This is a genomic window from Acidovorax sp. 1608163, from assembly GCF_003669015.1.
In the GTDB taxonomy this organism is placed as follows: domain Bacteria; phylum Pseudomonadota; class Gammaproteobacteria; order Burkholderiales; family Burkholderiaceae_C; genus Acidovorax.
The window spans coordinates 2,125,763-2,149,871 of record NZ_CP033069.1 but is presented as its reverse complement, the minus strand read 5'-3'; the positions used below and the strand labels follow the sequence as shown (position 1 = coordinate 2,149,871).

General features: G+C 65.0%; 22 protein-coding genes. 9 read left to right on the top strand and 13 right to left on the bottom strand.

What is annotated here, in order from left to right; translation table 11 throughout:
• Positions 1-27: 27 nt before the first annotated feature.
• The 6 genes from EAG14_RS09670 to EAG14_RS09650 form a co-directional block, all read right to left on the bottom strand.
• Positions 28-1,166, bottom strand: a protein-coding gene (locus tag EAG14_RS09670; protein WP_371414366.1) for an IS3 family transposase whose coding sequence is annotated in 2 segments (ribosomal slippage) — positions 28-917 and positions 917-1,166 — 1,140 coding nt in all. Because the reading frame shifts where the segments join, the coding sequence is not laid out codon by codon here.
• Positions 1,141-1,290, bottom strand: coding sequence for a hypothetical protein (locus EAG14_RS23745; protein ID WP_371414417.1), 150 nt, complete (start codon positions 1,288-1,290; stop codon positions 1,141-1,143). Before EAG14_RS23745 ends, EAG14_RS09670 begins: the two co-directional genes overlap by 26 nt.
• Positions 1,291-1,833: 543 nt before the next feature.
• Positions 1,834-2,787 carry an AEC family transporter gene (locus tag EAG14_RS09665; protein ID WP_121728715.1) on the bottom strand — a complete coding sequence of 318 codons (954 nt, stop codon included), beginning with the start codon at positions 2,785-2,787 and terminating at the stop codon, positions 1,834-1,836.
• A 141-nt stretch (positions 2,788-2,928) separates the two neighbouring features.
• Positions 2,929-4,251 (bottom strand): chromate efflux transporter, encoded by a 1,323-nt coding sequence (gene chrA / locus EAG14_RS09660; protein ID WP_121728714.1) that lies wholly within the window; start codon positions 4,249-4,251, stop codon positions 2,929-2,931.
• Between the two features lie 208 nt (positions 4,252-4,459).
• Positions 4,460-5,470, bottom strand: a complete 1,011-nt coding sequence (locus tag EAG14_RS09655) for a tripartite tricarboxylate transporter substrate binding protein (protein WP_121728713.1) — start codon at positions 5,468-5,470, stop codon at positions 4,460-4,462.
• 261 nt (positions 5,471-5,731) lie between these two features.
• Positions 5,732-6,832, bottom strand: a complete 1,101-nt coding sequence (locus tag EAG14_RS09650) for a beta-propeller fold lactonase family protein (RefSeq protein ID WP_121728712.1) — start codon at positions 6,830-6,832, stop codon at positions 5,732-5,734.
• A 372-nt stretch (positions 6,833-7,204) separates the two neighbouring features.
• On the opposite strand from EAG14_RS09650, the gene EAG14_RS09645 reads away from it, so the two are divergent.
• Positions 7,205-8,179, top strand: coding sequence for a tripartite tricarboxylate transporter substrate binding protein (locus tag EAG14_RS09645; RefSeq protein WP_121728711.1), 975 nt, complete (start codon positions 7,205-7,207; stop codon positions 8,177-8,179).
• Positions 8,180-8,489: 310 nt separating this feature from the next.
• Positions 8,490-8,783, top strand: a complete 294-nt coding sequence (locus EAG14_RS09640) for a helix-turn-helix transcriptional regulator (protein WP_121728710.1) — start codon at positions 8,490-8,492, stop codon at positions 8,781-8,783.
• Between the two features lie 49 nt (positions 8,784-8,832).
• On the opposite strand, the gene EAG14_RS09635 is transcribed toward EAG14_RS09640, so the two are convergent.
• From EAG14_RS09635 to EAG14_RS09625, 3 genes are all read right to left on the bottom strand, one after another.
• Positions 8,833-10,806 (bottom strand): tetratricopeptide repeat protein, encoded by a 1,974-nt coding sequence (locus EAG14_RS09635; protein WP_121728709.1) that lies wholly within the window; start codon positions 10,804-10,806, stop codon positions 8,833-8,835.
• A gap of 263 nt (positions 10,807-11,069) precedes the next feature.
• A complete protein-coding gene (locus EAG14_RS09630) occupies positions 11,070-12,356 on the bottom strand; it encodes a M20/M25/M40 family metallo-hydrolase (RefSeq protein ID WP_121728708.1) in 1,287 nt (428 codons plus the stop codon).
• Positions 12,357-12,473: 117 nt separating this feature from the next.
• Positions 12,474-13,400, bottom strand: a complete 927-nt coding sequence (locus EAG14_RS09625) for a LysR family transcriptional regulator (protein ID WP_099741234.1) — start codon at positions 13,398-13,400, stop codon at positions 12,474-12,476.
• Between the two features lie 108 nt (positions 13,401-13,508).
• Here EAG14_RS09625 and metE point away from each other — a divergent pair, with 108 nt between their 5' ends.
• The 6 genes from metE (at position 13,509) to EAG14_RS09595 (ending at position 21,743) form a co-directional block, all read left to right on the top strand.
• The gene (gene metE / locus EAG14_RS09620; RefSeq protein WP_121730398.1) at positions 13,509-15,902 is read left to right on the top strand and encodes a 5-methyltetrahydropteroyltriglutamate--homocysteine S-methyltransferase; all 2,394 of its coding nucleotides are present in this window, start codon (positions 13,509-13,511) and stop codon (positions 15,900-15,902) included.
• A 174-nt stretch (positions 15,903-16,076) separates the two neighbouring features.
• Entirely contained in the window at positions 16,077-16,598 is a 522-nt protein-coding gene (locus EAG14_RS09615) for a MarR family winged helix-turn-helix transcriptional regulator (protein ID WP_121728707.1), read from the top strand.
• Between the two features lie 167 nt (positions 16,599-16,765).
• Entirely contained in the window at positions 16,766-18,193 is a 1,428-nt protein-coding gene (locus tag EAG14_RS09610; RefSeq protein WP_121728706.1) for an efflux transporter outer membrane subunit, read from the top strand.
• Positions 18,194-18,359: 166 nt separating this feature from the next.
• Positions 18,360-19,697 carry an efflux RND transporter periplasmic adaptor subunit gene (locus EAG14_RS09605; protein WP_121728705.1) on the top strand — a complete coding sequence of 446 codons (1,338 nt, stop codon included), beginning with the start codon at positions 18,360-18,362 and terminating at the stop codon, positions 19,695-19,697.
• 12 nt (positions 19,698-19,709) lie between these two features.
• A complete protein-coding gene (locus EAG14_RS09600) occupies positions 19,710-21,341 on the top strand; it encodes a DHA2 family efflux MFS transporter permease subunit (protein WP_305781980.1) in 1,632 nt (543 codons plus the stop codon).
• A 198-nt stretch (positions 21,342-21,539) separates the two neighbouring features.
• The gene (locus EAG14_RS09595; protein ID WP_099655589.1) at positions 21,540-21,743 is read left to right on the top strand and encodes a hypothetical protein; all 204 of its coding nucleotides are present in this window, start codon (positions 21,540-21,542) and stop codon (positions 21,741-21,743) included.
• Between the two features lie 44 nt (positions 21,744-21,787).
• Here EAG14_RS09595 and EAG14_RS09590 read toward each other — a convergent pair whose 3' ends face one another.
• The 4 genes from EAG14_RS09590 to EAG14_RS23580 form a co-directional block, all read right to left on the bottom strand.
• Positions 21,788-22,369: an EF-hand domain-containing protein gene (locus tag EAG14_RS09590; RefSeq protein ID WP_121728704.1), complete on the bottom strand. Its 582-nt coding sequence runs from the start codon at positions 22,367-22,369 to the stop codon at positions 21,788-21,790.
• A gap of 128 nt (positions 22,370-22,497) precedes the next feature.
• A complete protein-coding gene (locus EAG14_RS09585; protein ID WP_099655591.1) occupies positions 22,498-22,875 on the bottom strand; it encodes a PH domain-containing protein in 378 nt (125 codons plus the stop codon).
• A 71-nt stretch (positions 22,876-22,946) separates the two neighbouring features.
• Positions 22,947-23,498: a type I methionyl aminopeptidase gene (gene map, locus EAG14_RS09580; RefSeq protein WP_256371481.1), complete on the bottom strand. Its 552-nt coding sequence runs from the start codon at positions 23,496-23,498 to the stop codon at positions 22,947-22,949.
• Complete coding sequence (locus EAG14_RS23580) at positions 23,423-23,713, bottom strand: M24 family metallopeptidase (RefSeq protein ID WP_256371480.1); 291 nt, start codon at positions 23,711-23,713, stop codon at positions 23,423-23,425. The genes map and EAG14_RS23580 overlap by 76 nt, the downstream gene beginning before the upstream one ends.
• A 205-nt stretch (positions 23,714-23,918) precedes the next feature.
• Here EAG14_RS23580 and EAG14_RS09575 point away from each other — a divergent pair, with 205 nt between their 5' ends.
• Positions 23,919-24,077 (top strand): DUF3309 family protein, encoded by a 159-nt coding sequence (locus EAG14_RS09575; RefSeq protein WP_099655593.1) that lies wholly within the window; start codon positions 23,919-23,921, stop codon positions 24,075-24,077.
• Positions 24,078-24,109 lie beyond the last annotated feature (32 nt).

The window sequence follows — 24,109 nt, the reverse complement described above, 5'->3', positions numbered from 1 at the left end:
GACTTCACCCGGTTTCGTAGACATATTTCAACTTCCGTTTCGAAGTTGTTCGAATGCCAGCGGACTCAGTTGGTCTAGGTGACTGTGCCGACGGATTCGATTGTAAAAACCTTCGATGTAGTCAAACACATCTGACTTGGCGTCTTGCCTGGTGGCATAGATATGGCGTTTGATTCTCTCCTTCTTCAAGCTGCTGAAGAAGGACTCTGCTACCGCGTTGTCCCAACAGTTTCCACGTCGGCTCATGCTTGGCACCAATTGGTTGTCCTTGCACCAGCGGGCGAAGTCGTCACTGCCAAACTGACTTCCTTGGTCGGAATGGATCATCACTGGACCCGTTGGGCGCCTGCGCCACACTGCCATCGTGAGCGCATCCAACACCAACTCTGTAGCCATGCTGGAGTTCATCGCCCAGCCGACCACCATGCGCGAGTACAGGTCAATTACGGCCGTTAGGTACAACCAGCCCTCATGGGTTCGGATATAGGTAATGTCGGTGACCCACACTTGGTTCGGTAGCGTGACCGTGAACTCACGTTGCAACCGGTTCGGTGCGGCAGTCGCAGGAAGACCGACTCGGTAGCGTGGCCGCTTGTAACCACGCACTGAGCGCAGTTGGGCCTGGCGCATCAGGCGTGCTACACGTTTTTGACCGCACGCCATACCGTCCTCTCGCAAGTCCCGCAGGATGCGTGGGCTTCCATAAATCCCGTGGCTGTCGTCAAAGGATTGCCGAATGCTTGCCAGCAAGACATCGTCGGCTAAGGCGCGTTTGGACTTTGGATTGGCCTTCCAAGCGTAATAGCCACTGCGCTGTACGCGCAGAACGCGGCACATGCTGCTGAGCCGGAACTGGCCTTTATGTTCGGCCATGAATGCGTACTTCACCCGGACAGCTTGGCAAAGTACGTTGCGGCCTTTTTTAGGATGTCGCGCTCCTCATTGGCCCTTTTGAGCTCCGCTTTGAGCCGGGATACCTCGGCCTTGAGCTGGCTTGTCTCTGCCCCCCCTGCGCTCGATTGCTCTTTGGCAAGCCGCACCCACAGGTACAGGCTTTTGTCCGACATGCCCAATCGCTTGGCTACATCCACTACCCCATGACCACGCTCGGTCACCTGTTTGACGGCTTCTGCCTTGAACTCAGCCGGGTATCGCACTCTCTTCATTTCTCACTCTCCAGTTCAATTTCGACCTTGATAGGTGTCTATTGAACCGGGTGAAGTCCACAGAGAACCACGAATTACGCTTCGAGGCTGGCAAATTTGCGCCGCAGAACGGGCAGTGCGAAATAAGTAGTAGCTCCGCTGATGGCTAGCATATGAGACCGTACTCTTCAAAGACGGGCGACCAATAGATGCGCTTGTCAGTGGAGCCGAGTAGCCTGCTCGTTGCCTTGGGGTAGTGCATGTTCGCTTGGTGCGTCATGGACTCGCAGCAGTGCTGCTTCTGTACTTGGGGTTCGTCCTTAAGCGGCAGCGAGAAGTTCATGTGATGCCCAACTCAATGTAGGCGGCAAAACCCGGTTGATACATCCGGTGCGTGACGATACATCTTTTGAAAAAAGTCTCGCAATCCGCATGCTTGTTGGCTTGCAAACCACGGCAATGTGCAAATAAACAGGTATAAATTTTTCATGAAACCCGGCAAGGGTTAAGTCGGCCAACTATAGCGGGACAGTAAGCCCAACAGAACTTGCCTACTGCGTGCTCTGTGCGGCCACATCCATCAATTTGGAATCCACAGCAGCTTCGGAGTCCTGCTATCCAAGTTTGCTCGAGACAAGCGCTGAGTTCACGCTGCCCAAATTCACACCGACACGCACCACCTTCCCCCTCACACCACAAACCGCGTAGTCAACAAAATCACCACCGGCATAGTCACCAGCGCCAGCACCGTCGATACCGCCACGCTGGCCGTGACTTCATCCTGCGCCACCTCGTAGCGCTGCGCAAACAAGAACACATTGGCCCCCACGGGCAGCGAGGCGGCCACGATCATCACGGCCAGGGGCAGGCCTGACAGGCCCAGCGCCCACCCCAGGGCAGCCAGCAGCAGGGGGTGCACCACGCACTTGGCCAGGGCGATACGCAGTGCCGCTTTGAAATGGTGCCCCACGGGGGTGAAGACGAGTGTGACCCCCACCAACAGCAGCGCCAGCGGGCCCAGCGCCTGGCCCAGCAGTTGCAAGGGCTTGTCGACCACGGCGGGCAGGGTCAGCCCGGTCTGGGCGAACAACAGCCCCACCACGATGGGCAGCGGCACGGGGTGCAATACGCCGTTGCGCACGGCCTGCAGCACGGTGCGCCACATGGGTGGGGGCGTGGCGTCGGACTGGCCCGCGTGCTCGCGGGCGGCGGCCAGTTCAAACACCACGGTGGCGGCCGTCAGCAATATGAGGGAGTGCACCGAAATCAGCGTGAACAGCGTGACCAGCCCGGCATCGCCAAACACAAGGCCCACCAGTGGCACGCCAATCATCAAGGTGTTGCTGAACGTGTTGGCCAGCGCACGGGCGGCGCCCAGGCGATTGAAGCCCTGCAGCGCCATGGTGGCGCCATACAGCGCGATGAAGGCGGCAAAGTAGATGGCCACGGGGCCAAAGTTCAGGTCCTCGATGTGCACAGTGCTCATGGTGCGAAACAGCAGTGCGGGCGACAGCACCATGAAGACGAGGTTTGACAGGTCTTTGACCGCGCTGCTGCGAATCCAGCCCTGGCGCCCCGTCAAAAAGCCGATGGCGATGAAGAGCACGACGGGGACGAGCGAGGAGATGACAGGAGAGTTCAAAGCAGCACGCGAAAGCAGAACCAATGAATGCCCGAGAACCGGGCCGCTGGGCAGAATCGCCAAAATACTACCATTTTGATAGCTGCTAGCGCTTATTCAGCAAGCGCCAGAGGCCGATTCAATACCAAAATCCAATCATACTCAACCGACCACCAAGGCCTGCCAGCCCCACCCAGCCAGCGCGGTGCCCAGCACCACGACCCACGGTGGCACGCGCCACCACAGCAGCGCCGCCAGGGCGATGGCGGCCAGGGCCACATCGGCAGGGCCATGCAAGGCACTGCTGGCCACGGGGTGCCACAGCGCTGCCAGCAGCAGGCCCACGACAGCGGCATTCACCCCCGCCAGCAGGCCACGCGCACCGGCCCGCTGGCGCAGCTGCGCCCACCAGGGCAAGGCCCCGGCCACCAGCAAAAACGCGGGCAGAAAAATGCCCAAAACGGCCAGCACCGCAAAGCCCGCGCCCGCCCAGCCCGGTGCCATGGCGGCGCCCAGGAAGGCAGCAAACGTGAACAGCGGCCCAGGCACCGCCTGCGCGGCGCCATAGCCTGCCAAGAACGCGTCGCCCGCCACCCAGCCTGAGGGCACCACGGCCGACTGCAGCAGCGGCAGCACCACATGGCCGCCGCCAAACACCAGCGCCCCGGCACGGTAAAACGCATCCAGCACGGCCCAGCCCGTAACCACATTCGCCGCGTTCGTTGCAGTGGTTGCACCTGCTGCGCTGGCCTGCCCCCACCAGGGCAGCGCCACCAGCAGGACTGCAAACACGGCCAGCAGCGCCAGCCCTGCCCTGCGCGAATACGGCACGGCCCAGGCATCGGCTGCAGGGGCGGGCTGCAACGCTGGGCCACGGCCCCAGGCCCACCAACCCACCAGGGCAGCGCCCACCATGGCCCCCATCTGCCCCGCCACACCGGGCTGCCACAGGGTGATAGCGCAAGCCGCGCCCATCAAGGCCACACGCCCGGCGCTGGTGCACAGGCTGCGCGCCATGCCCCACACGGCCTGGGCCACCACGGCCACCGCCACCACCTTGAGCCCCTGCACCAGCCCGGCAGGCAAGCCCGCCCCACCCGACGAAAAGCCCAGCCCCAGCGCCGCCAGCACCAAGGCCGAGGGCAGCGTAAAGCCCACCCAGGCCGCCAGCGCCCCTAGCCAGCCGCTGCGCATCAAGCCCAGCGCCATGCCCACCTGGCTGCTGGCTGGTCCGGGCAAGAACTGGCACAGTGCCACCAGATCGGCATAGCTGTGCTCATCCAGCCAGCGGCGGCGCACCACCAACTCGTCGCGAAAGTAGCCCAGGTGCGCCACCGGCCCGCCAAACGAGGTGAGCCCCAGACGCAAAAACACCCACAGCACAGCCCAGGGGCTGGAGGCAGTGGGTGGAGAAAGCGGTGCCTGAAGTGGGTCAGGAGGCAGACCGTGGGGCGGTGTTTGGTGCGGTGGCTGAGGGGATGTCATGCAGGGTGGGACGTTGATACAGATTCGCGCTCCGCTCGTCCGAGTCCAAACCGTTCAGGCTGAGCCCTTCGACAGGCTCAGGACCGGCTTGTCGAAGCCTTGCGCAGCGCTTCAACAAGCTCAGCATGAACGGTTTGGTGTTTTTGAGAGCCCTCGGGAAGAGAAAGCACGCAGGGCGCCTACTCTGCCACACCCCACCTGCCCTGGGTCAATCGACCTTGATGTTGGCCGCCTTGATCACCTGGGCCCACTTGTCCACCTCGGCCTTTTGAAAGGCAGAAATCTGCGCCACGCTCAGGTCAGCGGGCTCCATGCCAAAGCCGGTCAAGCGCTTTTGCATGTCGGGCTGGGCCAGGATCTTGCGGATCTCGTCGTGCAAACGCGTCACCACCGGCGTGGGGGTGCCTGCGGGCACAAAGATGGCTTGCCAGGACTGCACCTGAAAATCCTTGAGCTCGGCCACGCCCGACTCGGCCACGGTGGGCACATCGGGCATGGACGCCAGGCGCTTGGGCGATGTCACGGCAATGGCGCGCAGCTTGCCGCTTTGGATGTGCGGCGAAGCCACCACGGTGGTGTCAAACATCATGTCCACCTGCCCGCTGATCACGTCCTGAATGGCCGGGCCGCTGCCCTTGTAGGGCACATGCGTGAACTTGACGCCCGACTTGTAGCCCAGCAGCTCCACCGCCAAATGCTGCGAACTGCCCGTGCCTGCCGATGCCGACGACAGCCCGCCCTCTTTGCCGCGCGCGGCGGCCAGCACGTCTTTGATGGTTTTGTGGGGGCTGTTGGCGGCCACCACCAGCACCACAGGGTTGGTGCCGATCAGCGTGACGGGGCTGAACGACTTGATGGGGTCGTAGCCCAGCTTGGGGTACAGACTGATGTTGATGGCATGCGAGCTGACGGTGCCGCCCAGCAGCGTGTAGCCGTCAGGGGCCGAGCGCGCTGCGGCCTCCGAGCCAATGCTGCCTGCGGCCCCACCCTTGTTCTCCACCACCACGGTGGTACCCAGTGCGGTGCCCAGCTGCTGGCCGATCAGGCGCGCCAGCGTGTCGGTGGTGCCGCCTGCGGCAAACGGCACCATGTAGCTGATGGCTTTGCCTGTGGGCCAGGTGCCCTGGGCCACCACGGGGGTGGCCAGCAGGCTGCTGGCTGCGGCGATGGCGGTGAAGGCTGCGAGGGTGGACCTGTGGACAAAGGTTCGGCGTTGCATCGGGGCTCCTGGCTCTGAATGGACGGATGGATGAAATAGGTGAAGGGGTCTGCAAGCCCCGAGTGTCCTGAGTTGGAGATTCGTTTCATAAAGATGCCGAGAATCGCCGCCATGCTGCGTTGCAAATCCTCGCGATAGCGACGGCTATCGCTGCGGTTTGCGCCTTGCCTGACGACGATTTCGACTTCTTTATTTCATCAACGAACTTCCAACTCAGGACACTAGCGATACGCGTTGCCAGGGCTTTCAGTCAATACGACATCAAGGCAAATCGACGATCTCGACCCAGTTCGGGTTCTTGCCCACAGGCACGCGGGTGGGTGTGCCAGGCACGCCGGTGGCGGGGTCAATCGGGTGCACCGAGACGCTGTGCGACTCTTGCCCTGCTGCGATGAGGAAGCGGCCGGAGGAATCCACCGCAAAGCCGCGTGGTGACTTCTCGGTAGGCACCTGGCCCAGGGGCTGCAGCTGGCCCGTGGCCGGGTCGACCTTGAAGCTGCTCAGGGTGCTGGAGGTGCGCTCGGACGCATACAGCGTGCGCCCGTCGGGCGACAGGTGCACGTCGGCCGCCCAGGGCTTGCCGGTAAAGCCTGCGGGCAAGGTGGCGGTGCGCTGCACCTGGCGCAGGGTGCCCCGCTCTTTGTCGTAGGCCATCACGTTCAGGGCTGCGTCCAGTTCGTTGAGCACGTACATGGTGGTCTGGGCGCGGTTCCACACAAAGTGGCGGGGGCCAGACTTTTCAGGCGCCACGGTGGTCAGCGCACTCTCGTGGGCCGTCAGGCGGCCGGTCTCGGCGTCAAATCGCCAGGCCGACAGGTTGTCACCGCCCAAGCTGGTGGCAAACACGTAGCGGTTGCTGGCGTCTGCGTGGATGGCGTGGGCGTTGGGCGTGGTCGGAATCAGCTGGTGCACCGCCCCCACCGCGCCGTCTTTGCCAATGCTGTTCACGGTGATTTTGTGCCCCGGGTACGACGCGGCAAGCAGCCAGCGGCCGGTGGCGTCGGTGTCGATGTTGGCCATGCTGTCGGCCAGGGCCGCTTCGCCCAGCTTGCGCAGCTTGCCGCTGGCGGGGTCGATGGCCAGGCTCACCACCCGAAACGGCTGCGAGCGCAAGGCCACGTACAGCACGCGCTTGTCTGGGCTCACGGCCATGGGCATGGCGGTGCCGCCCAGGGGCACGGTTTCGACCGGCTTGAGGGTGCCCGCGCTGCGGTCCAGCTCCAGCACCGAAAGGTCCTGGCTGTCTGCATTGGAGACATACACCCAGGTCGCGGCCGATGCCGCTGAAGAGGCTGCCAGGCACACCAGACCGGCCGCCAAGGGCGTTGTCCAGCGAATGCTGCGTTGTGGGGTAGAGGCCATCGTTGCGTCCTTTGTCTTTCGCTGTGTAGCGGTTTGGTTTTGCAAACGTTGTGCGTTGTCGTACAACGTTTGCGAATTTTGAGACGAACGGGGCCGGTGTGCCAAAGGGATTACCCGTAGCAGACCGTGGAGATTGGTCCGTGCAAGCCGGAAGCGCCGAGGCTTTTTGAATTAGGGACTTTCCCTAGGTAAGCGGTACCGTTTCACACGCTTGAAAACGCTGCGAAAGCCCTGTACCACGGGGGTTGAGACAGAACTCCACGCCAGCTTCCGCCCTCCCCGCCAAGCCCAGCCTCCAACCCCAGACCTTGTTTCGCAAACCACACAGTTGTACGATGACAAACAACAAAACCCAGACCCAGGAGACCCTCCATGCCATTGTTCCGCCGCACGGCCTTGCTGGCCGGCATTGCCGCCCTCGCCGCCACCAGCGCCTTCGCCCAAAACGCTGCCGAATGGCCCACCAAGACACTGCGCATCGTGGTGCCCTACCCACCCGGCGGCAGCTCGGACATCATTGCTCGCTCCATCAGCCAGTCGCTGTCTGAAGCGCTGAAGCAGACCGTCATCGTCGAAAACAAGGCGGGCGCCAATGGCAACCTGGGCGCCGACTTTGTGGCCAAGGCCGATCCGGACGGCTACACCATGCTGCTGTGCGACGTGGGCGCGCTGGCCATCAGCCCCTCGGTCTACACCAAGCTGTCGTTCGACCCCTCCAAGGACCTGCGTGGCGTGACCATGCTGGCCTACTCGCCCCACCTGCTGGTGGTGCACCCCTCGGTGCCCGTGAACAACCTCAAGGAGCTGGTGGCGTATTCGAAGAAAAACGACCTGAACTTTGCCGTGACCGCCACCGGCAGCGCCCCCCACTTGGCTGGTGTGGCGCTGGAGCGCGCCAGCGGTGCGCGCTGGCAGTACATCCCCTACAAGGGCGGCGTTACCGCCATCCAGGACACCGTGGCAGGCCAGACCCAGATCCTGATGAACGGCATGCTGGCCACCCTGCCCCAGGTGCAAAACGGCAAGCTCAAGGTGCTGGGCGTCTCCAAATCCACCCGCATGCCCCTGATTGGCGACGTGCCCACCATTGCCGAGCAAGGCGTGGCAGGCTATGAATCGGGCACCTGGCAAGGCGTGCTGCTGCCACGCGGCACCCCCGATGCCATCATCCAGAAGCTAAACAAGGCCCTGATCACCGCCATCCGAGCCCCAGAAATCCGCTCGCGCCTGGCCGGACAAGGCGCCGAAGTGGTGACCATGACCCCTGCCGAGCAAGACCAGTTCTTTGCCAAGGAACGCGCCCGCTGGGCCAGCGTGGTGTCTGCCGCCAAGATCAAGCTGGACTGAGCGGAGCCCCCGCAACGCACGGGGCGCGAACCAAAGGGGCTTCGGCCCCTTTGTCGTTGTCGGCAGCCCAGATCACAACGGTTTGCCAGGGCACGAGCGCGTGCATATGGAGCCGGCCTCTTTGAACTTGCAATATCCGTTCGGGTTGAGCTTGTCGAAACCTTGCGCGGCGCTTCGACAAACCCGTCCGGAGCCTATCGAAGGGCTCAACGTGAACGGTTCAACGGTTCAAGCAGAGGTTCGCGCCGGATCAATAATGTGGGACGAACCTGTTCCCGATAACCTGCTTCATTTGCCTGCCCACCTGCCCATGACCCAAGCCACCACCGCGCCCCTGGTTCTTCACATGCCCGCCCCCAGCGCCAGCGAACTCAAGGCCGCCCGCATTGCCGCAGGCCTGAGCCAGGTGCAAGCGGCAGAACTGATGGGCTACCCGGTGCAGCAAGGCAGCCGGGGCGGCCTGCAGTCGCGCACCTGGCAAGCGCTGGAGAGCGAGAGCGACGAGCGCACCATGCAAGGCCCGGTGTTTGCCATGTTTTTGCTGCTGACGGGGCAGCACTCTACGCATGCGCTGACCGTCAAGGCACAAACCAGCGCTTCGTAGAACCTGAGGGCCTGCGAGCGCGGGCGCCGCGCCGCCGCAAGCCCCCTCGTCAACGGCGCTCGCGCGTCGCCTTGAACAGCAGCAGCGTGCACACCGCCATGCCCACCAGCGGGATGGCGGCCAGCAGCGCCACCACAGCGCGGGCCAACGGCGGCCAGTCCAGGTCCCCCGTGGTGCGCCACGCGCCCACAGCCCCCACCAGCCCAAACGCCATCAGGCCCATGCGAAAGCTGGCACCGGGTTTGAAGAAAGCAATCACCAGCACCACGTTGGCAATGCCCACCATCAAGGCCAGGTGGCCCCAGTGCATGGAAACACCGGTGCCCTGGTGCCCCCTCAAGGCGTCGCTTTCTTCATCCTCATCGTCATCCACCCGCTGGCTTGGCCTGCTGGGTAGAGTGCCAGATGGCGCCGCAGCCGCTGGAGGGCCCATGCCCGTAGTCGCTGCCGCTGCGGCCCCACCCATGGCCTGGCGCACCACCGGGGCGGGCCCCGCCGCCGGAGCCAGACCGCGCTGTTGCAACACCGCACGCAGCTGGCCGGGCTCGCGCAGCGCCGCCACCAGGGCGCGCACAGGGCCTTGTTCGTTGGGTGCCAGGCGCAGGTCGTCCACCCGCATCGTGGTGCCACCTGCGTTGGCCATCATGAACAGCGCCTTGGCCACCAGCACGTCCTTGGGGCCACCGGTACCCACCTCGATGAAGGTGCCCAGGTTGTAGGTGGCATCGGCATGGCCCGCTTCAGCCGCCTGGGCATACCAGGCGCGGGCCTGGGCTGCATTCGCCGGGCCGCCTTCGCGGCCATGCTGGTCGGCAATGCCCATGTACTGCGCTGCATGGGGGTTGCCCTCGCGGGCAAACCAGCCCACGAAATCGCGGGTGGCAGTGCCTGTCCAGACCTGCGCAGCAGCGCCCACACCCGTGCTGGGTTTGGCCTCTACAGGCGCCAGGCTCAGGCCCTGGGGCGATGCCGCTTCGTCCTTGCGCTGCTGGCGTTTTTGGGCCTGCTGCCGCTGCTCTTGTGCTGCGGCACTCCATTTAGCGGCAGCGGCCTTGTCCACCGGGCCGCCCCAACCATGCTCGTACATCAGTGCCAGCAGGCGCTTGGCGGGCTCATGGTCCCATTCCGCAGCGCGCTGGCACCAGTAGCGGGCGTTTTCAAAGTTGGGCTCTTCCCAGCCTGTTACCGCCTCCAGCGCCCGCTGAAAGGCAGCCACCTCGTGCCCCTGCAGGGCCGCAACCTCCAGCCCGCCCGAGGCTTCGATGCGCTTGCGGCTGTACAGCATCGTCTGCTCGGTGCGGTCAAAGGCATCATCCACCGCCTTGCGCTCAGCGTCGATCAGTTGCAGCAGTGGCTCCCCGGCGGTGGCCTTCAGCCGCGCCAGCAAGGCCTGGATGCGCAACTTGGCCTCGGGGGGAAAGCGCTCGGCAAACGCCTGGGCATCCGCCTGTGTTTCCGGGTTGTGCGCGCCCATCAGCTGCAGCGCAGCCGCCAGGTCAAAGTGCCTGCGCTGGCCCAGAATGCCAAAGCGCATGGCCCGGCCCAGGGCGTAAATGGCGTGTGTGTTGCCGCGTGCGGCCCAGGCCCGGTACTCGGCCCAGGCGGTGGCGTCGTCACCCGCTTTGCGGGCACGCACGGCGCGGTGCACCTGCAGGTCGGGCTCCTCAGGCACGTCGCCGTTGCCCAGGTAGTGCACGCCACTTTGCGGGTCATACAGGCTCAAGCCCAGCCGGGTGGCCTGGGCCCAGGCGTGGTCAAAGGCATCGTCCCAATGCGGGGTCCGGGTGTTGATGCCAAAGCCCAGCGTCGGGAAGGTGGTGACGCCCTCCTCGCTGCCATCCAGCCACACGTCCATGGATTCGGGAAAACGGGCGTGCAGCGCCTGGCCCCAAAGCAGAAACTTCGGGTTCTGCGCCGTCTCAGGTCCGTCGGACACACGCTCGAACTGCGCATCGGCCTCGGCCTTGGTGGTGGGCCAAGGCCAGTCGGCGGGCTTCTCCCACAACTGCAAGGTGTAACTCATGCATCCCTCCCAGCGCAGCGTTGGCGCCTTTTTGTGAAGGGGCAGATTTTAGGATTTGAAGCAAAAACAGGCTGTAGCGCTTTCAATACAAGCGCAAGCAGCTATTTAATTCATAGCAAACAACGGCCTGTACGCGCTGCCAGCGCGAGCCGCTGCGCCCAAAACAATGCCCTGGCAGGCATCAAAAAACCCCACGTGGGCAGGCCGGTGGGGTTGACGCATGAAGCAGCGAATGGGGGCCACGAGCCCCCTACCCGTTCAGATCACTTCAGCACACCGCGCGAGATGTCCATGATCATGCGCGTGGCCAGGTACAGACGCGGCACGATGGTGTTGATCTGCACGTACTCAGCATCGTTGGAGTGCGCGCCGTAGCCCGACAGGCCCATGCCCTCCACCACCGCACCCTTGGTCTTGAGCGCCGCAAACGCTGCGTCAGTGCCGCCGCCGGTGGCTTTTTCCACCACGTTGAGCGACATGCCCAGCTCCTGGTAGATCACCTTGCCATAGCCCGCCACGCGGCGGGAGGCATCGCTGGCCTCCAGCGGCGGGCGGCGCACTTCAAACTTCACATCCACCTTGGATGCGGGCAGCAGCTTGCTCTTGACCTTCTCTTGCAGGCCTTTCTCCAGCCCGTCAAAGTCCGCCACACGCAGCGCGCGCGCATCGGCCTGGGCCGTGGCCTCGGCCGGAATCACGTTGCGGTTGGTACCTGCCTTCGACACCGTCCAGTTCAGCTTGAGGCCTTCGTCGGTCTTGGACAAATCCTTCATCTGCAGCAGCTGGTGCGACAGCTCGTACAGAGCGTTCACGCCATCCTCGGGCTTGGCCCCGGCGTGCGACGCCTTGCCCTGCACCGTGAGGTAGGCCGCCCCAATGCCGCTGGTGGCCAGACGCAGCGTGCCGTCGGTGCCCCCGCCTTCAAACGAAAACACCACATCCTGCTCGGCCGCCACGCGGGTGATGGTGCTGCGCCAGCCGGGCGAGCTGATTTCTTCATCGCCATTGATCAGCACGGTGAGCGTGCCGTAGTCCTTGAAGTTGAGCTTTTGCAGCACAGCGATGGTGTGCAAGATCAGGGCAATGCCCTGCTTGTCGTCTGAAATGCCCAGGCCGTAGGCCTTGTCACCATCGATGCGAAACGGCTGGCCTTTGAGCATGCCTTTCAGGTACACCGTGTCCATGTGCGCGATCAGCATGATCTTCTTGGTGCCCGTGCCCTTGAACACGGCTTGCACCGCAGGCCCCACCTTCTCGGGGGTGTCGTCCAGGCGGTAGACATCGCTGGTCTGCAGCACCTCCACCGCACCGCCCAGTTGCTTGAGCTGGCCAGCAATGCGCTCAGCAATCTGGTTGAGCCCCTCGATGTCCTTGCTGCCCGACTCGATGTGCACCAAGTCACGCAGGGTATCGAGCAGCGGCTGCTGCTCTTGCTGGGCCAGGGCGTGCACATCGGCCACGGGCGCAGCCTGGGCGGCGAGCGCAAAGGCCATGGCCAAGGCGGCCATGAGGGGGCGAATCACAGAAGGGGCAGTGGACTGGTGTGGCATGGGTGTTCGAGCAAAAAGGAGGACGCGGAGGTGGTGTGGATGGCCATTATGGGCGCATGAAATACAAATTTCACACCCAACGCGTTTTGCAACATCCATGCCAAACCCTGCACGCCATCACAGCAACTCCACGCCTTTGAGCGTCACAAAACTCGTCTCGCGCGTAACCTGCACAAAGTCCTGCAGGTACGGCTTGGCCGACAGGCTGGGCAGGCAGGCGGCGTGCAGCTCGCCGCGCAGGCCTTTATCGCCAATCGGTCTGGCAGTCACGTATCCCCGGTCCAGATAGCTCTGCACCGCCCACAGCGGCAGCGCCGCCACGCCGCGCCCGCTGGCCACCAGCTGCAGCATGGCCACCGTCAGCTCGGTGGTGCGGCGCGGGGGGCGCACGCCGGCGGGCTCCAGCACCTGGCGGATCAAATCGAGCATTTCGTCGGGCACGGGGTAGGTGATGATGGTCTGGTCGGCAAAGTCCTGCGCCACCAGATGCGGCTTGGCCACCAGCGGGTGCGTGTTGGCCAGCAGCGCGCGGATCTCGAAGCCAAACAGCGCGTGGTAGTCCACGCCCGCCTCGTCGGCATCCACCTCCGACACGATGGCCACATCGGCCCGGCCCTGGTGCAGCAGGCCCACGGGGTCGGCATGAAAGCCGCTCACGATGTCCAGTTCCACCTCGGGCCAGCGGGTGCGAAACGCATCCATGGCGGGCATCAGCCAGTCAAAGCAGGTGTGGCATTCCACCGCAATGCGCATCTGCCCACCCTGCCCCAGCACCAGGCGGGCGATGTCGCGCTCCGCCCCTTCCACCTGGGGCAGCATGGCATCGGCCAGCGCCAGCAGGCGCTCGCCCACGGCGGTGAACTGCGGCGGCACCGATTTGCGCTCGAACAGTGGCTGGCCGTAGCGGTCTTCCAGCAGCTTGATCTGGTGCGACAGCGCCGACTGCGTGAGGTTGAGCAGCTGCGCGGCCCGCACCAGGCTGCCGCTGTCACGCAAGGCCACCAGCGTGCGCAGGTGGCGCACTTCCAGAATCGACTGGTTCATTATTAATTTTCAAGTTAATCAACTAAAACTTTCGTTTGAATAATAAACGAGCCCGCGCGACCATCGGTGCCTTCATTGCATTGCTCCATTCAGAAGAAGGAAATCACCATGTCGCTCGCCGCAGTCGCCGTAACCGCCGCCACCCGCCGCCCCGTGCTCACCCACACCCTGGGGTTTCCGCGCATGGGGGCGCAGCGCGCGCTGAAATTCGCGCTCGAATCCTTCTGGCGCGGCGAGAGCACCGAGGCCGAGCTGCAGGCCGCCGCCGCCCAGTTGCGCCAGCAACACTGGCAGGCGCAGGCCGACGCGGGCCTGGGTTGTGTGACCGTGGGCGACTTTGCGCTGTACGACCATGTGGCCAACCACATCCAACTGCTGGGCTGCGAGCCTGCGCGTTTTGGCTTTGATGCCCACACGCCCGAGCTGGCGCGCTACTTTGCTATGGCCCGGGGCGTGTCGGCCCAGGCCACATCCGACCACGCGGGCTGTAGCGCCGGTTGCCAGGCTAAGCACCCCACTGCAGGCCAGCCCGCACTGGAGATGACCAAGTGGTTCGACACCAACTACCACTACCTCGTGCCCGAGTTCAGCGCCCACACCCAGTTCCACCTGGCCAGTGAGCGCCTGTTTGCCGAGGTGGCCGAGGCCCAGGCGCTGGGCCACCGCGTCAAGGCCGTGTTGCTGGGGCCGCTGAGCTTTTTGTGGCTGGGCAAATCCAAGGCGGCGGGCTTTGACCGCTTCAGCCTGCTGGAGTCCCTGCTGCCCGTGTACGAGGCCGTGCTGGCACGCCTGAAGGCCCAAGGCGTGGAATGGGTGCAGATCGACGAACCCATCCTGGGCCTGGACCTGCCCGATGCGTGGCGCCATGCCTTTGAGCCCAGCTACTGGCAACTCGCCCGCAGCGCGCCCAAGCTGTTGCTGGCCACCTACTTCTCGCCCCTGGCCGAAAACCTGCGCCTGGCCTGCCAGCTGCCCGTGGCCGGGCTGCATGTGGACGCCGTGCGCGCGCCCGACGAACTGGTGGGCGTGGCCGACTGGCTGCCCTCGCACAAAGTGCTGTCGGTGGGCATGGTGGATGGCCGCAACATCTGGCGCACCGACCTGGATGCGGCCCTGGCCAAGCTGCGCCCCGTGGCCGACAAGCACCAGGGCGAGCTGTGGCTGGCACCGTCGTGCTCGCTGCTGCACGTGCCGCTCAGCTTAGAGGCCGAGACGCAGCTGGATGGCGAGGTGAAATCCTGGCTGGCGTTTGCGGTGGAAAAACTCGATGAGCTGCGCGTGCTTGCCACCGCCTTGTCGCAAGGCGAAGCGGCGGCAGACGACGAACTGCACGCCGCCCGCACCGCCCTGGCCGCCCGCCGCGCCAGCCCGCGTGTGCACCGCGCCACCGTGGCGGCCCGCATTGCCGCCGCAGCGCCCGGGGCCGACCAGCGCGCCAGCGCCTTCCCTGCCCGGCAAAAGGCCCAGCGCGCACGGCTGAAGCTTCCGCTGTTGCCCACGACCACCATTGGCTCGTTCCCGCAGACGGCGGAGATCCGCGCAGCCCGTGCCGCCTTCAAGCGCGGGGCACTCGATGCCGCCCACTACCAACAGAAGATGGAAGCTGAAATTGCCCTGGCCGTGCGCAAGCAGGAAGCGCTGGGCATTGACGTGCTGGTGCACGGCGAGGCCGAGCGCAACGACATGGTCGAATACTTTGGCGAGCAGCTCAACGGCTTTGCCTTCACCGCCAACGGCTGGGTGCAAAGCTACGGCTCGCGCTGCGTAAAGCCGCCCATCATTTACGGCGACGTGGCCCGCCCCACGCCCATGACGGTGGACTGGACGCAGTACGCGCAGAGCCTGACGGCCAAGCCCATGAAAGGCATGCTCACCGGCCCCATCACCATCCTGCAGTGGAGCTTTGTGCGCGACGATCAGCCCCGCGCCACCACGGCCGACCAGGTCGCCTGGGCCATCCGCGACGAGGTGTGTGACCTGGAAGCCGCAGGCATCGCCATCATTCAGATTGACGAGCCCGCCATCCGCGAGGGCTTGCCGCTGCGACGCGCGGGGTGGAAGAGCTACCTGGACCGCGCCACGCGCGCCTTCCGCATCAGTGCCAGCGGCGTGCGCAACGACACGCAGATCCACACCCACATGTGCTACAGCGAGTTCAACGACATCCTGCCCGCCATCGCGTCCATGGACGCGGATGTGATCACGATTGAGACGAGCCGCTCGGACATGGAGCTGCTGCAAGGGTTCGGTGATTTCCGCTACCCCAACGAGATCGGCCCTGGCGTGTACGACATCCATTCGCCCCGCGTGCCTGGCGTGCAGGAGATGGCTGCGCTGCTCGAAAAAGCCGCCGAGGTCGTGCCCGTGGAGCACCTGTGGGTGAACCCCGACTGCGGCCTCAAGACCCGGGGCTGGCCCGAGACCGAAGCCGCCCTGCGCCACATGGTGCAGGCCGCACAGGAAGTGCGCGAGCGGTTGCTGGAGGAAGCAGCATTGCAGTAATTTATGGGCCTAGCGCTTACCAATAAAGCGCTAGAAGCTATCAATTAGATAGCAAAATCTATCTCACCGAGGTGCAGGCCAGCGCCTCCCGCAGCCTCCAATGGCCCTCACGGGGACTCAGGAATTTAGTCATTGCCAAGACAATAATTGTCTAGTCAATTAAATTCCATCCCCATGACTTCCGCCTCCGACACACCCCGCGCCCCAGCGTCTGCGCCCGTCTTTTACCGCGCAGAGCACTACCAAGCCCATCAGCTTCAGCCTGAAAACAGCGTGGGCTACCTGCTGCGCAAGGTGATGTCTTCCATCCGCACACAGGCCGATGCACAGCTGGCAGTGCACGACCTGACCTATGCGCAGTGGCTGCCCCTGTTCAAGCTGTCTCTGAGCGACCAGACCACCGTCGCCAACCTGGCACGTGACCTGGAGACCGACCCCGCCTCCATGACCCGGTCGCTGGACCGCATGGAAGCCAAGGGCCTAGTGGCGCGCGAGCGCTCCACGGTCGACCGGCGCGTGGTGCAGCTCAAGCTCACAGCCGAAGGCCAGCGCATTGCCGCGCTGGTGCCCCCGGTGCTGGCCGATGTGCTCAACGGCCACCTGAGCGACTTCAGTCACGACGAGTGGCAATTGCTGCTGAGCCTGCTGCGCCGCATGCTGGTGAATGGAAAACCCCCTGTGCCGCCTTCCCCCTGAAGGGGGGCGCCACCGGTGGCCTGGCAAAGCCAGCTCCACGGTGGCCCTGGCCTGGGTCGTGCCAGTGCCAAACGCCCTCGCTGTCCTCCACACAACACCCCAAAACCATTCTGGAGAATCCCGTGAACACCCCAACAACCCCCCTGCCCTCCACCCGCTCGGCCTTGATGGCCCACTTCGCTGTGTCGGCATTGGCCCTGGCGGCAGCCATCTTCCTGGTCGGCTGCGCAAGCCCTGGCCCGAGCCACACGCCACTGGCGCAAACCACCCCAGCGGCCCTGGGCCTGAATGCAGGCACGGAGACCGTTGCCCCCGCCCAGTGGTGGACCACGCTGGGCGATGCGCAGCTCAACACCCTGATCGACCAGGCCCTGCAAGGCAACCCCAGCCTGGCTGTAAGCCGCGCCCGCCTGGAGCAAGCCGTGGCCCTGAGCCAGGTGCGCGAGGCCGCCAACGGCCCGCAGGCCACGCTGGGTGTGGACGCCACCCGCCAGCGCTACACCGCCAACGGCCTGGTGCCCGCCCCCGTGGCTGGCAACACCTACAACAGCGGCACCGTGCAGGCATCGCTGAGCTGGGCGCCCGACTTTTTTGGCCAGCACGCTGCTGAACTGCAAGCCGCCCTGGGCCAGGCCCGCGCCGCCCAGGCCGATGCAGCCGCTGCCGCCAACACCCTGGCCGCCCAGGTCGGCCGCAGCTACGTGGCCCTGGCCCGGCTGGTGGCCCAGCGCGATGTGGCCGTGCGTGCGCTGGAGCAGCGCGAGGAACAGCGCAAGCTCACCCAAGAGCGCACCGCCGCAGGCCTCGACAGCCAGGTCGAGCTGACCCAGGCGCAGGGTGCCGTGCCCGACGCCCGCACCCAGATCGAAGCACTGGAAGAGCAAATCACCCTGGGCCGCCGCCAGTTGGCCGTGCTGACGGGCCAGGCACCCGATGCCTTGCCTGCGCTGACGCCCAGGCTCACCGCGCTGCAACCCACTGCGGTGCCCGACACCCTGGGCGCAGACCTGCTGGGCCGCCGCCCTGACGTGGTGGCAGCCCGCTGGCGGGTAGAGGCCGCCAGCCAGGGGGTGAACAGCGCCAAGAGCGAGTTCTATCCCAACATCAATATTGGCGCGTTTGTGGGCCTGAACTCACTGGGGCTGGACAAGCTGTTCAACGGCAGCTCGCGCCAGATGGGCGTGACACCTGCGCTGCGCCTGCCCATTTTTGACGGTGGCCGCCTGCGCGCCCAACTGGGGGGCCGCCAGGCCGAGCTGGACGCCGCCATCGCCCAATACAACGGCGCCGTGCTCGATGCCGTGAAGGAAGCAGGCGACGCCGTGACCTCCATCCAGTCGCTCACCCGCCAGCAGGCACTGCAGGACGACGCTGTGGCCAGCGCAGAAAAAGCCTACCGCTTTGCCCAAGACCGCTACCGCGCGGGCCTGGGCAACTACCTGGTCGTGCTGAGCACCGAAAGCCAGGTGCTGGCCCAACGCCGCCTGGCCGTAGACCTGCGGGCCCGCCAGCTGGACACGCGCCTGGTGCTGATGAAAGCACTGGGTGGCGGCTGGACCGATGACACGGCGGTGCTGCGCACCGCTGCGAAATAAGCGCAAAAGTCCAACGCAGAAAGCCACTCAACGCCCCTTCATGCACACCCCACCCGTTCACGCAGAGCCTGTCGAAGCGCCGCGCAAGGCTTCGACAAGCTCAGCCCGAACGGTTGGAGGAAAACAAACAAAACCATAAACAACACATTCCCGAAAGACCACTGCCATGACTGCTGCCAGCGAACCCCTCACCGCCAACGAAGCCAACACCGCCCGCCGCCGGGGCCTCACCCTCATTGCCGCCGCTGTGGCCATCGCTGCCCTCGGCTGGGGCGGCTGGCACTGGGCCAACGGCCGCCATATCGAAACCACCGACAACGCCTACGTGGCAGGCAACGTGGTGCAGATCACGCCGCAGATCGGCGGCACCGTGGTGTCCATCGGCGCCGACGACACCGACTTTGTGAAGGCGGGCCAGTTGCTCGTCAAGCTGGACCCGGCCGACGCCCGCGTGGCGCTGGAGCAAGCCGAGGCCCAGCTCGCCCAGACCGTGCGCGAAGTGCGCACGCTGTTTGCCAACAACTCCACCCTCAAGGCCCAGGTGAGCCTGCGCAGCGCCGACCTGGCCCGCGCCCAGGCCGACGCCGCCCGCATGCAAGACGACGTGACCCGCCGCGCCCCGCTGATGGCCAGCGGCGCCGTGGGCAAGGAAGAATTCCAGCACGCCAACGCCCAACTGACTGCGGCCAAGAGCACCGTGGCCGCCGCCCAGGCCGCCGTGGTGGCCGCACAAGAGCAACTGGTGGCCAGCCAGACGCAGACCGAAGGCACCTCCATCGAGCAGCACCCCAATGTGCAGCGCGCCGCCGCCCGTGTGCGCGAGGCCTATCTGGCCGTGCAGCGCGCCCAGCTGGTGGCACCGCTCGATGGCCACGTGGCCAAACGCGGCGTGCAAGTGGGCCAGCGCGTGCAGGCAGGCGCCCCGCTGATGACGCTGGTGCCGCTGCATGACCTGTGGGTGGACGCGAATTTCAAGGAAAGCCAGTTGCAAACCCTGCGCATCGGCCAGACCGCTGAGCTGGAAGCCGACGTGTACGGCACCAAAGTGGTCTACCACGGCACGGTGACCGGGCTGGGTGCTGGCACGGGCGCGGCCTTTGCGCTGCTGCCTGCGCAAAACGCCACGGGCAACTGGATCAAGGTGGTGCAGCGCGTGCCCGTGCGCATTGCACTCGACCCCAAGGAAGTGGCCGAGCACCCGTTGCGCGTAGGCCTGTCGATGGAGGTGAAAGTGAACACCGCCGACCAAAGCGGCAAGAGCCTGGCCGACACGCAGCGCACCACACCCGTGGCCGCCACCGCCGTGTTCGACGCGCAGTTCAAGGCCGCCGACGACGAAGTGGCCCACATCATTGCCGCCAACCTGGGTCGCAAGGCTACTGCGGCCATCGCAACGGCCCCCTCCAGCAGTGCCAAGGCTGCCAACCAAGCCACGGCCGTGCCCAGCCAGCACCACGCATCGGCCCCGGCACAACCCGCCGTGCAAACCCCTGTGGTGCAGTAAGCGGGGCGCACCATGACTGCCGCCAACCCCACCGCTGCCCCCGCAGACCAGGCCCCCGCCCGGGCGGCCCCTGCAGTGGCTGCGCCCCCTGGGCCGCCACCAGCCTACCCACCGCTCAAGGGCACGGCTCTGTTGCTGGGCACGCTGTCGCTGTCGCTGGCCACGTTCATGAACGTGCTCGACTCGTCGATTGCCAACGTCTCCATCCCCGCCATCGCCGGTGACCTGGGCGTGAGCCCCGGCCAAGGCACCTGGGTCATCACCAGCTTTGGCGTGGCCAATGCCATCTCCGTGCCGCTCACGGGCTGGCTCACGCAGCGCTTTGGCGCGGTGCGCCTGTTCACCATGAGCGTGCTGCTCTTCGTGCTCACCTCCTGGCTGTGCGGCTTTGCGTCGTCGCTGGAGATGCTGGTCTTCTTCCGCGTGCTGCAGGGCCTGGTGGCCGGGCCGATGATTCCGCTGAGCCAAACCCTGCTGCTGGCCAGCTACCCACGCGCCCTGGCGGGCACGGCGCTGGCGCTGTGGGGGGTGACCACGCTGGTGGCGCCGGTGGTCGGGCCGCTCTTGGGCGGGTGGATCACCGACAACGTCTCCTGGCCCTGGATCTTCTACATCAACGTGCCCGTGGGCCTGCTGGCGGGGTTGCTGACCTGGGGCATCTACCACAAGCGCGAGACCCCCATCCGCAAACTGCCCATCGACACCGTAGGCCTGACGCTGCTGGTGCTGTGGGTGGGCGCGCTGCAGCTCATGCTCGACAAGGGCAAGGAGCTGGACTGGTTTGCCTCGGGCGAGATCATCACCATGGCCGTGATTGCCGTGGTGGCGTTTGCCGTGTTTTTGGTGTGGGAGCTGACGGACAAGCACCCAGTGGTGGACTTGAAGCTTTTCAAGGGCCGCAACTTCACCTTTGGTGCGCTGGCGTTGTCGGTGGCCTACGCGCTGTTCTTTGGCAACGTGGTGTTGCTGCCGCTGTGGCTGCAGCAGTGGATGGGCTACACCGCCACATCGGCCGGCATGGCGCTGGCGCCCGTGGGCGTTTTCGCCATCTTGCTCACACCCCTGGTGGGCAAAAAGGTAGGCCAGTGGGACCCCCGCCGCATGGCCACGGGTGCATTCATCGTGTTCAGCACCGTGCTGTGGATGCGGTCGCAGTTCACGGTGCAGACGGACTTCATCCACATCCTGATCCCCACCCTGCTGCAGGGCGCGGCCATGGCGTTCTTCTTCATCCCGCTCACCACGCTGACGCTGTCTGGCATTGCGCCCGAGCGCATTCCGGCAGCGGCGGGCTTGTCCAACTTCGTGCGGATCACCGCCGGGGCCATGGGCACGTCCATTGCCACCACGCTGTGGGAGAGCCGCGCCGCCATGCACCACGCGCACCTGACCGAAGGGCTGGTGCAGGGCCAGGGCGTGTTTGCGCAAACGCTGGACGGCCTGGTGGCCTCGGGCCTCACGCAGATGCAGGCGCTGGCGCAGATCAACCGGCTGATTGACCAACAGGCGTTCACGCGGGCGGCCAACGACATCTTCCTGGGCTCGGCAGGGCTGTTCCTGCTGCTGATCGGGTTGATCTGGCTGACCAAGCGCCCCGCCAAGGCCGCTGGAGCAGGCGCTGCCGATGCCGCTGGGGCCCACTGACGGGCCATTCAGCACCAACGGTGCCGCCCACCACGGCGTGCCCGTCACCCGTGCAGGCCGTTGCGCCCCTCGCGCAGACCCCGTCTGCGCGAGGGGGCCGCCTCTTTATTCTGGGTAAAGCCCGCCGAAAACCCCCAAAGCACAGCGCACCGGCCCTGGCACCCCGCATACTCGGGCTTACCACTTCAAGGAAACGAGATGAGCCTGGTGATTCGCGATGCGTCGCCCAGTGAAAAACGAGGCAACGCCATGGCGGCGGCCCTGGCCAAAGAACAGCTGGAGTACGCGATTCAGATCGTTCAGAACGTTCGCCCCCAAAGCGCGGGGGATGGGGCCTTGATCGGTGCGGTCATGCAAGCCATTGCCATGAACTACGCGGCAGTGCCGCAGCCCAATCGTTAGAGCGCCCTGCGCTGCATGCGTGCGCAGCAACGGGCGTTGATGGGCTAAACGGTTTTCACGCCCTTCTTCTCCAGCGCAGCAAACGCCGTGGTCAGCGCGGCAAACTCCTTGGCGCTCACGGCCCCGTCACCTTTGCCATTGCTGGGGCTGGCAACGCCGCCGCTGCCCGCGCCGTCCATCACCTGCATCAACGCTTGAGACAGCTCACTGCCCGCTTTGGAGCCCTGCGTATTGGCCAGCCCCTGCAAAAATTCATCGCGTGAAATGGATCCGTCTTTGTTCGCATCCAGCCCGGTGGCCAGCTGTTCTTTCTGTGCCTCGGTGGCCCCAAACTGGGTGAGCAGCGATTGAAAATCTTGCTTGGAGACAGAGCCCCCCTGGCCCGATCCCTGCGCGCCCCCCGCCCCGGTGGCAGCCGTAGCAACCGCCTGCGCGCTTTGCGTCAGTGCCTTGCCCGCAGCGCCCGCCAACGCCTGGGCCTGTGGGCTCAGGTGCACCACCGAAGCGGGGCCTGCCTCTGCGGTATCCGCAGGCCGTCGCGCAGCGGGCGCTTTGCCTGCGTTGCTGGACGATGCGTTGAAAATCATGGAGGCCACGGAGGCCAAGCCAGAAATAAGGGGGGACATTGCGGTGTGCTCCTGTGGGGCGACAACGCCAGTGCCTTGTTCTCCCCAAGGCCACAGCTTCGCCCAATGCCCCCGAGCGTACGCAAAGGCAGGCCCGGCAATGGCCCGAAAACACCGCGCTTTGCGCCCTACTTCAGCACATAGCTGGCCAGCACCGCCTGCACTTCGTAAATGCTGAGCCGTTTGTTGAACTGCTTTTGGAACGGCGTTGCACTGCCAGAGATCCAGATCTTCAACTCTGCATCCAGATCGAAAGTGCCCCCGGTCTCAATGCTGAAATGGGTGATGCTTTTGTACGGCAGCGAGTGGTATTCCACCTTGCTGCCCGTCATGCCCTGCTTGTCCACCAGCACCAGCCGTTTGTTGGTGAACACAAAGTAGTCGCGAATGAGCTGGTAGGCATGCTCCACCACTTCGCCCGGTGCCAGCACCTTGGCAAACTCCTGCTGAATCTGCTGCGCATCGATCTTGGAGGCATTGCCCATGACGGCGTCTAACAATCCCATGTGTTTTCTCCTGGGTCAAACTGCTTGAATGGTTGGACGGACATAAACGGAGCCTGCATGGCCTGGGCTAGTCAAGGCCAGGGCGTCAGCACCTCGTGGCCCGTTTCGGTCACCGCAACCATGTGCTCCCACTGGGCAGACAGCGATCGGTCGCGCGTCACCACGGTCCAGCCGTCGGCCAGCTCCTGGGTGTCGCGCTTGCCTGCGTTGATCATGGGCTCGATGGTGAAGACCATGCCGGGCTCCAGCACCAGCCCCTGGCCGCGCTGGCCGTAGTGCAGCACCTGCGGCTCTTCGTGGTAGGTCTTGCCAATGCCGTGGCCGCAATACTCGCGCACCACGCTAAAGCGCTCGCGGTGCGCCACCGTCTGGATGGCGTGGCCCACATCGCCCAGAGTGGCCCCGGGCTTGACCTGGGCAATGCCTGCCTGCATGGCCTCCAGCGTCGTGTCCACCAGGCGGCGCGCCAGCGGGCTCACGGCGCCCACCAGGTACATGCGGCTGGTGTCGCCATACCAGCCGTCCTTGATCACGGCCACGTCGATGTTCAGGATGTCCCCTCGCGCAGCACCTGCCCCGGCGAAGGGATGCCGTGGCACACCACATGGTTGAGCGAAGTGCACACCGTCTTCGGAAACCCCAGGTAGCCCACATTCGCGGGCACCGCCTTTTGCACGTTGACGATGTAGTCATGGCACAGCCGGTCCAGCGCCTCGGTGCTCACGCCGGGGCGCACATGCTCGGCAATCATGTGCAGCACATCGGCCGCCATGCGGCCTGCGGCGCGGGCCATGGCAATGTCTGCGGGGGATTTGATGAGGTGGGGTTTCTTCAGCACAAAGCGTTGGGCACTGCAGCGGCAGCGCCGTGGGTGGAAAAGCGGTGATGGTATGCGCTTGGCTCGGCCATCCCAAGGGCTTTTTGGATTTCGGGGGCGCCCCCAGTGTCGGAAAACCCTGACCCGCATGCGCGCGCACCACCTGCAAGCGCGACTGGCGTCGGCCCCAACAATCCATTTACCGCAACACAACGCACAGGCCGCCATGTCACTCTCACTCATTCTTTTGATCGTCCTCATCCTCATTCTGGTGGGGGCATTGCCCACCTGGGGCCATAGCCGGGCATGGGGCTACGGGCCCAGCGGAGGCGTCGGGCTGGTGGTGCTGATTCTGGTCGTGCTGCTGCTGACGGGCAGGATTTAAGGCATAGACACACGGGGTGCACCCGTGAGCAC

Excerpts from the sequence above, each read along its gene's own strand:
- EAG14_RS09630 (WP_121728708.1), bottom strand. The coding sequence starts at position 12,356 with ATGCCACACCAGTCCACTGCCCCTTCTGTGATTCGCCCCCTCATGGCC.
- EAG14_RS09590 (WP_121728704.1), bottom strand. The coding sequence starts at position 22,369 with ATGTCCCCCCTTATTTCTGGCTTGGCCTCCGTGGCCTCCATGATTTTC.
- metE (WP_121730398.1), top strand. The coding sequence starts at position 13,509 with ATGTCGCTCGCCGCAGTCGCCGTAACCGCCGCCACCCGCCGCCCCGTG.
- chrA (WP_121728714.1), bottom strand. The coding sequence starts at position 4,251 with ATGACATCCCCTCAGCCACCGCACCAAACACCGCCCCACGGTCTGCCT.
- EAG14_RS09655 (WP_121728713.1), bottom strand. The coding sequence starts at position 5,470 with ATGCAACGCCGAACCTTTGTCCACAGGTCCACCCTCGCAGCCTTCACC.
- EAG14_RS09605 (WP_121728705.1), top strand. The coding sequence starts at position 18,360 with ATGACTGCTGCCAGCGAACCCCTCACCGCCAACGAAGCCAACACCGCC.
- EAG14_RS09595 (WP_099655589.1), top strand. The coding sequence starts at position 21,540 with ATGAGCCTGGTGATTCGCGATGCGTCGCCCAGTGAAAAACGAGGCAAC.
- EAG14_RS09610 (WP_121728706.1), top strand. The coding sequence starts at position 16,766 with ATGGCCCACTTCGCTGTGTCGGCATTGGCCCTGGCGGCAGCCATCTTC.
- EAG14_RS09600 (WP_305781980.1), top strand. The coding sequence starts at position 19,710 with ATGACTGCCGCCAACCCCACCGCTGCCCCCGCAGACCAGGCCCCCGCC.
- EAG14_RS09575 (WP_099655593.1), top strand. The coding sequence starts at position 23,919 with ATGTCACTCTCACTCATTCTTTTGATCGTCCTCATCCTCATTCTGGTG.
- EAG14_RS09585 (WP_099655591.1), bottom strand. The coding sequence starts at position 22,875 with ATGGGATTGTTAGACGCCGTCATGGGCAATGCCTCCAAGATCGATGCG.
- EAG14_RS09640 (WP_121728710.1), top strand. The coding sequence starts at position 8,490 with ATGACCCAAGCCACCACCGCGCCCCTGGTTCTTCACATGCCCGCCCCC.
- EAG14_RS09635 (WP_121728709.1), bottom strand. The coding sequence starts at position 10,806 with ATGAGTTACACCTTGCAGTTGTGGGAGAAGCCCGCCGACTGGCCTTGG.
- EAG14_RS09625 (WP_099741234.1), bottom strand. The coding sequence starts at position 13,400 with ATGAACCAGTCGATTCTGGAAGTGCGCCACCTGCGCACGCTGGTGGCC.
- EAG14_RS09645 (WP_121728711.1), top strand. The coding sequence starts at position 7,205 with ATGCCATTGTTCCGCCGCACGGCCTTGCTGGCCGGCATTGCCGCCCTC.
- EAG14_RS09650 (WP_121728712.1), bottom strand. The coding sequence starts at position 6,832 with ATGGCCTCTACCCCACAACGCAGCATTCGCTGGACAACGCCCTTGGCG.
- EAG14_RS09615 (WP_121728707.1), top strand. The coding sequence starts at position 16,077 with ATGACTTCCGCCTCCGACACACCCCGCGCCCCAGCGTCTGCGCCCGTC.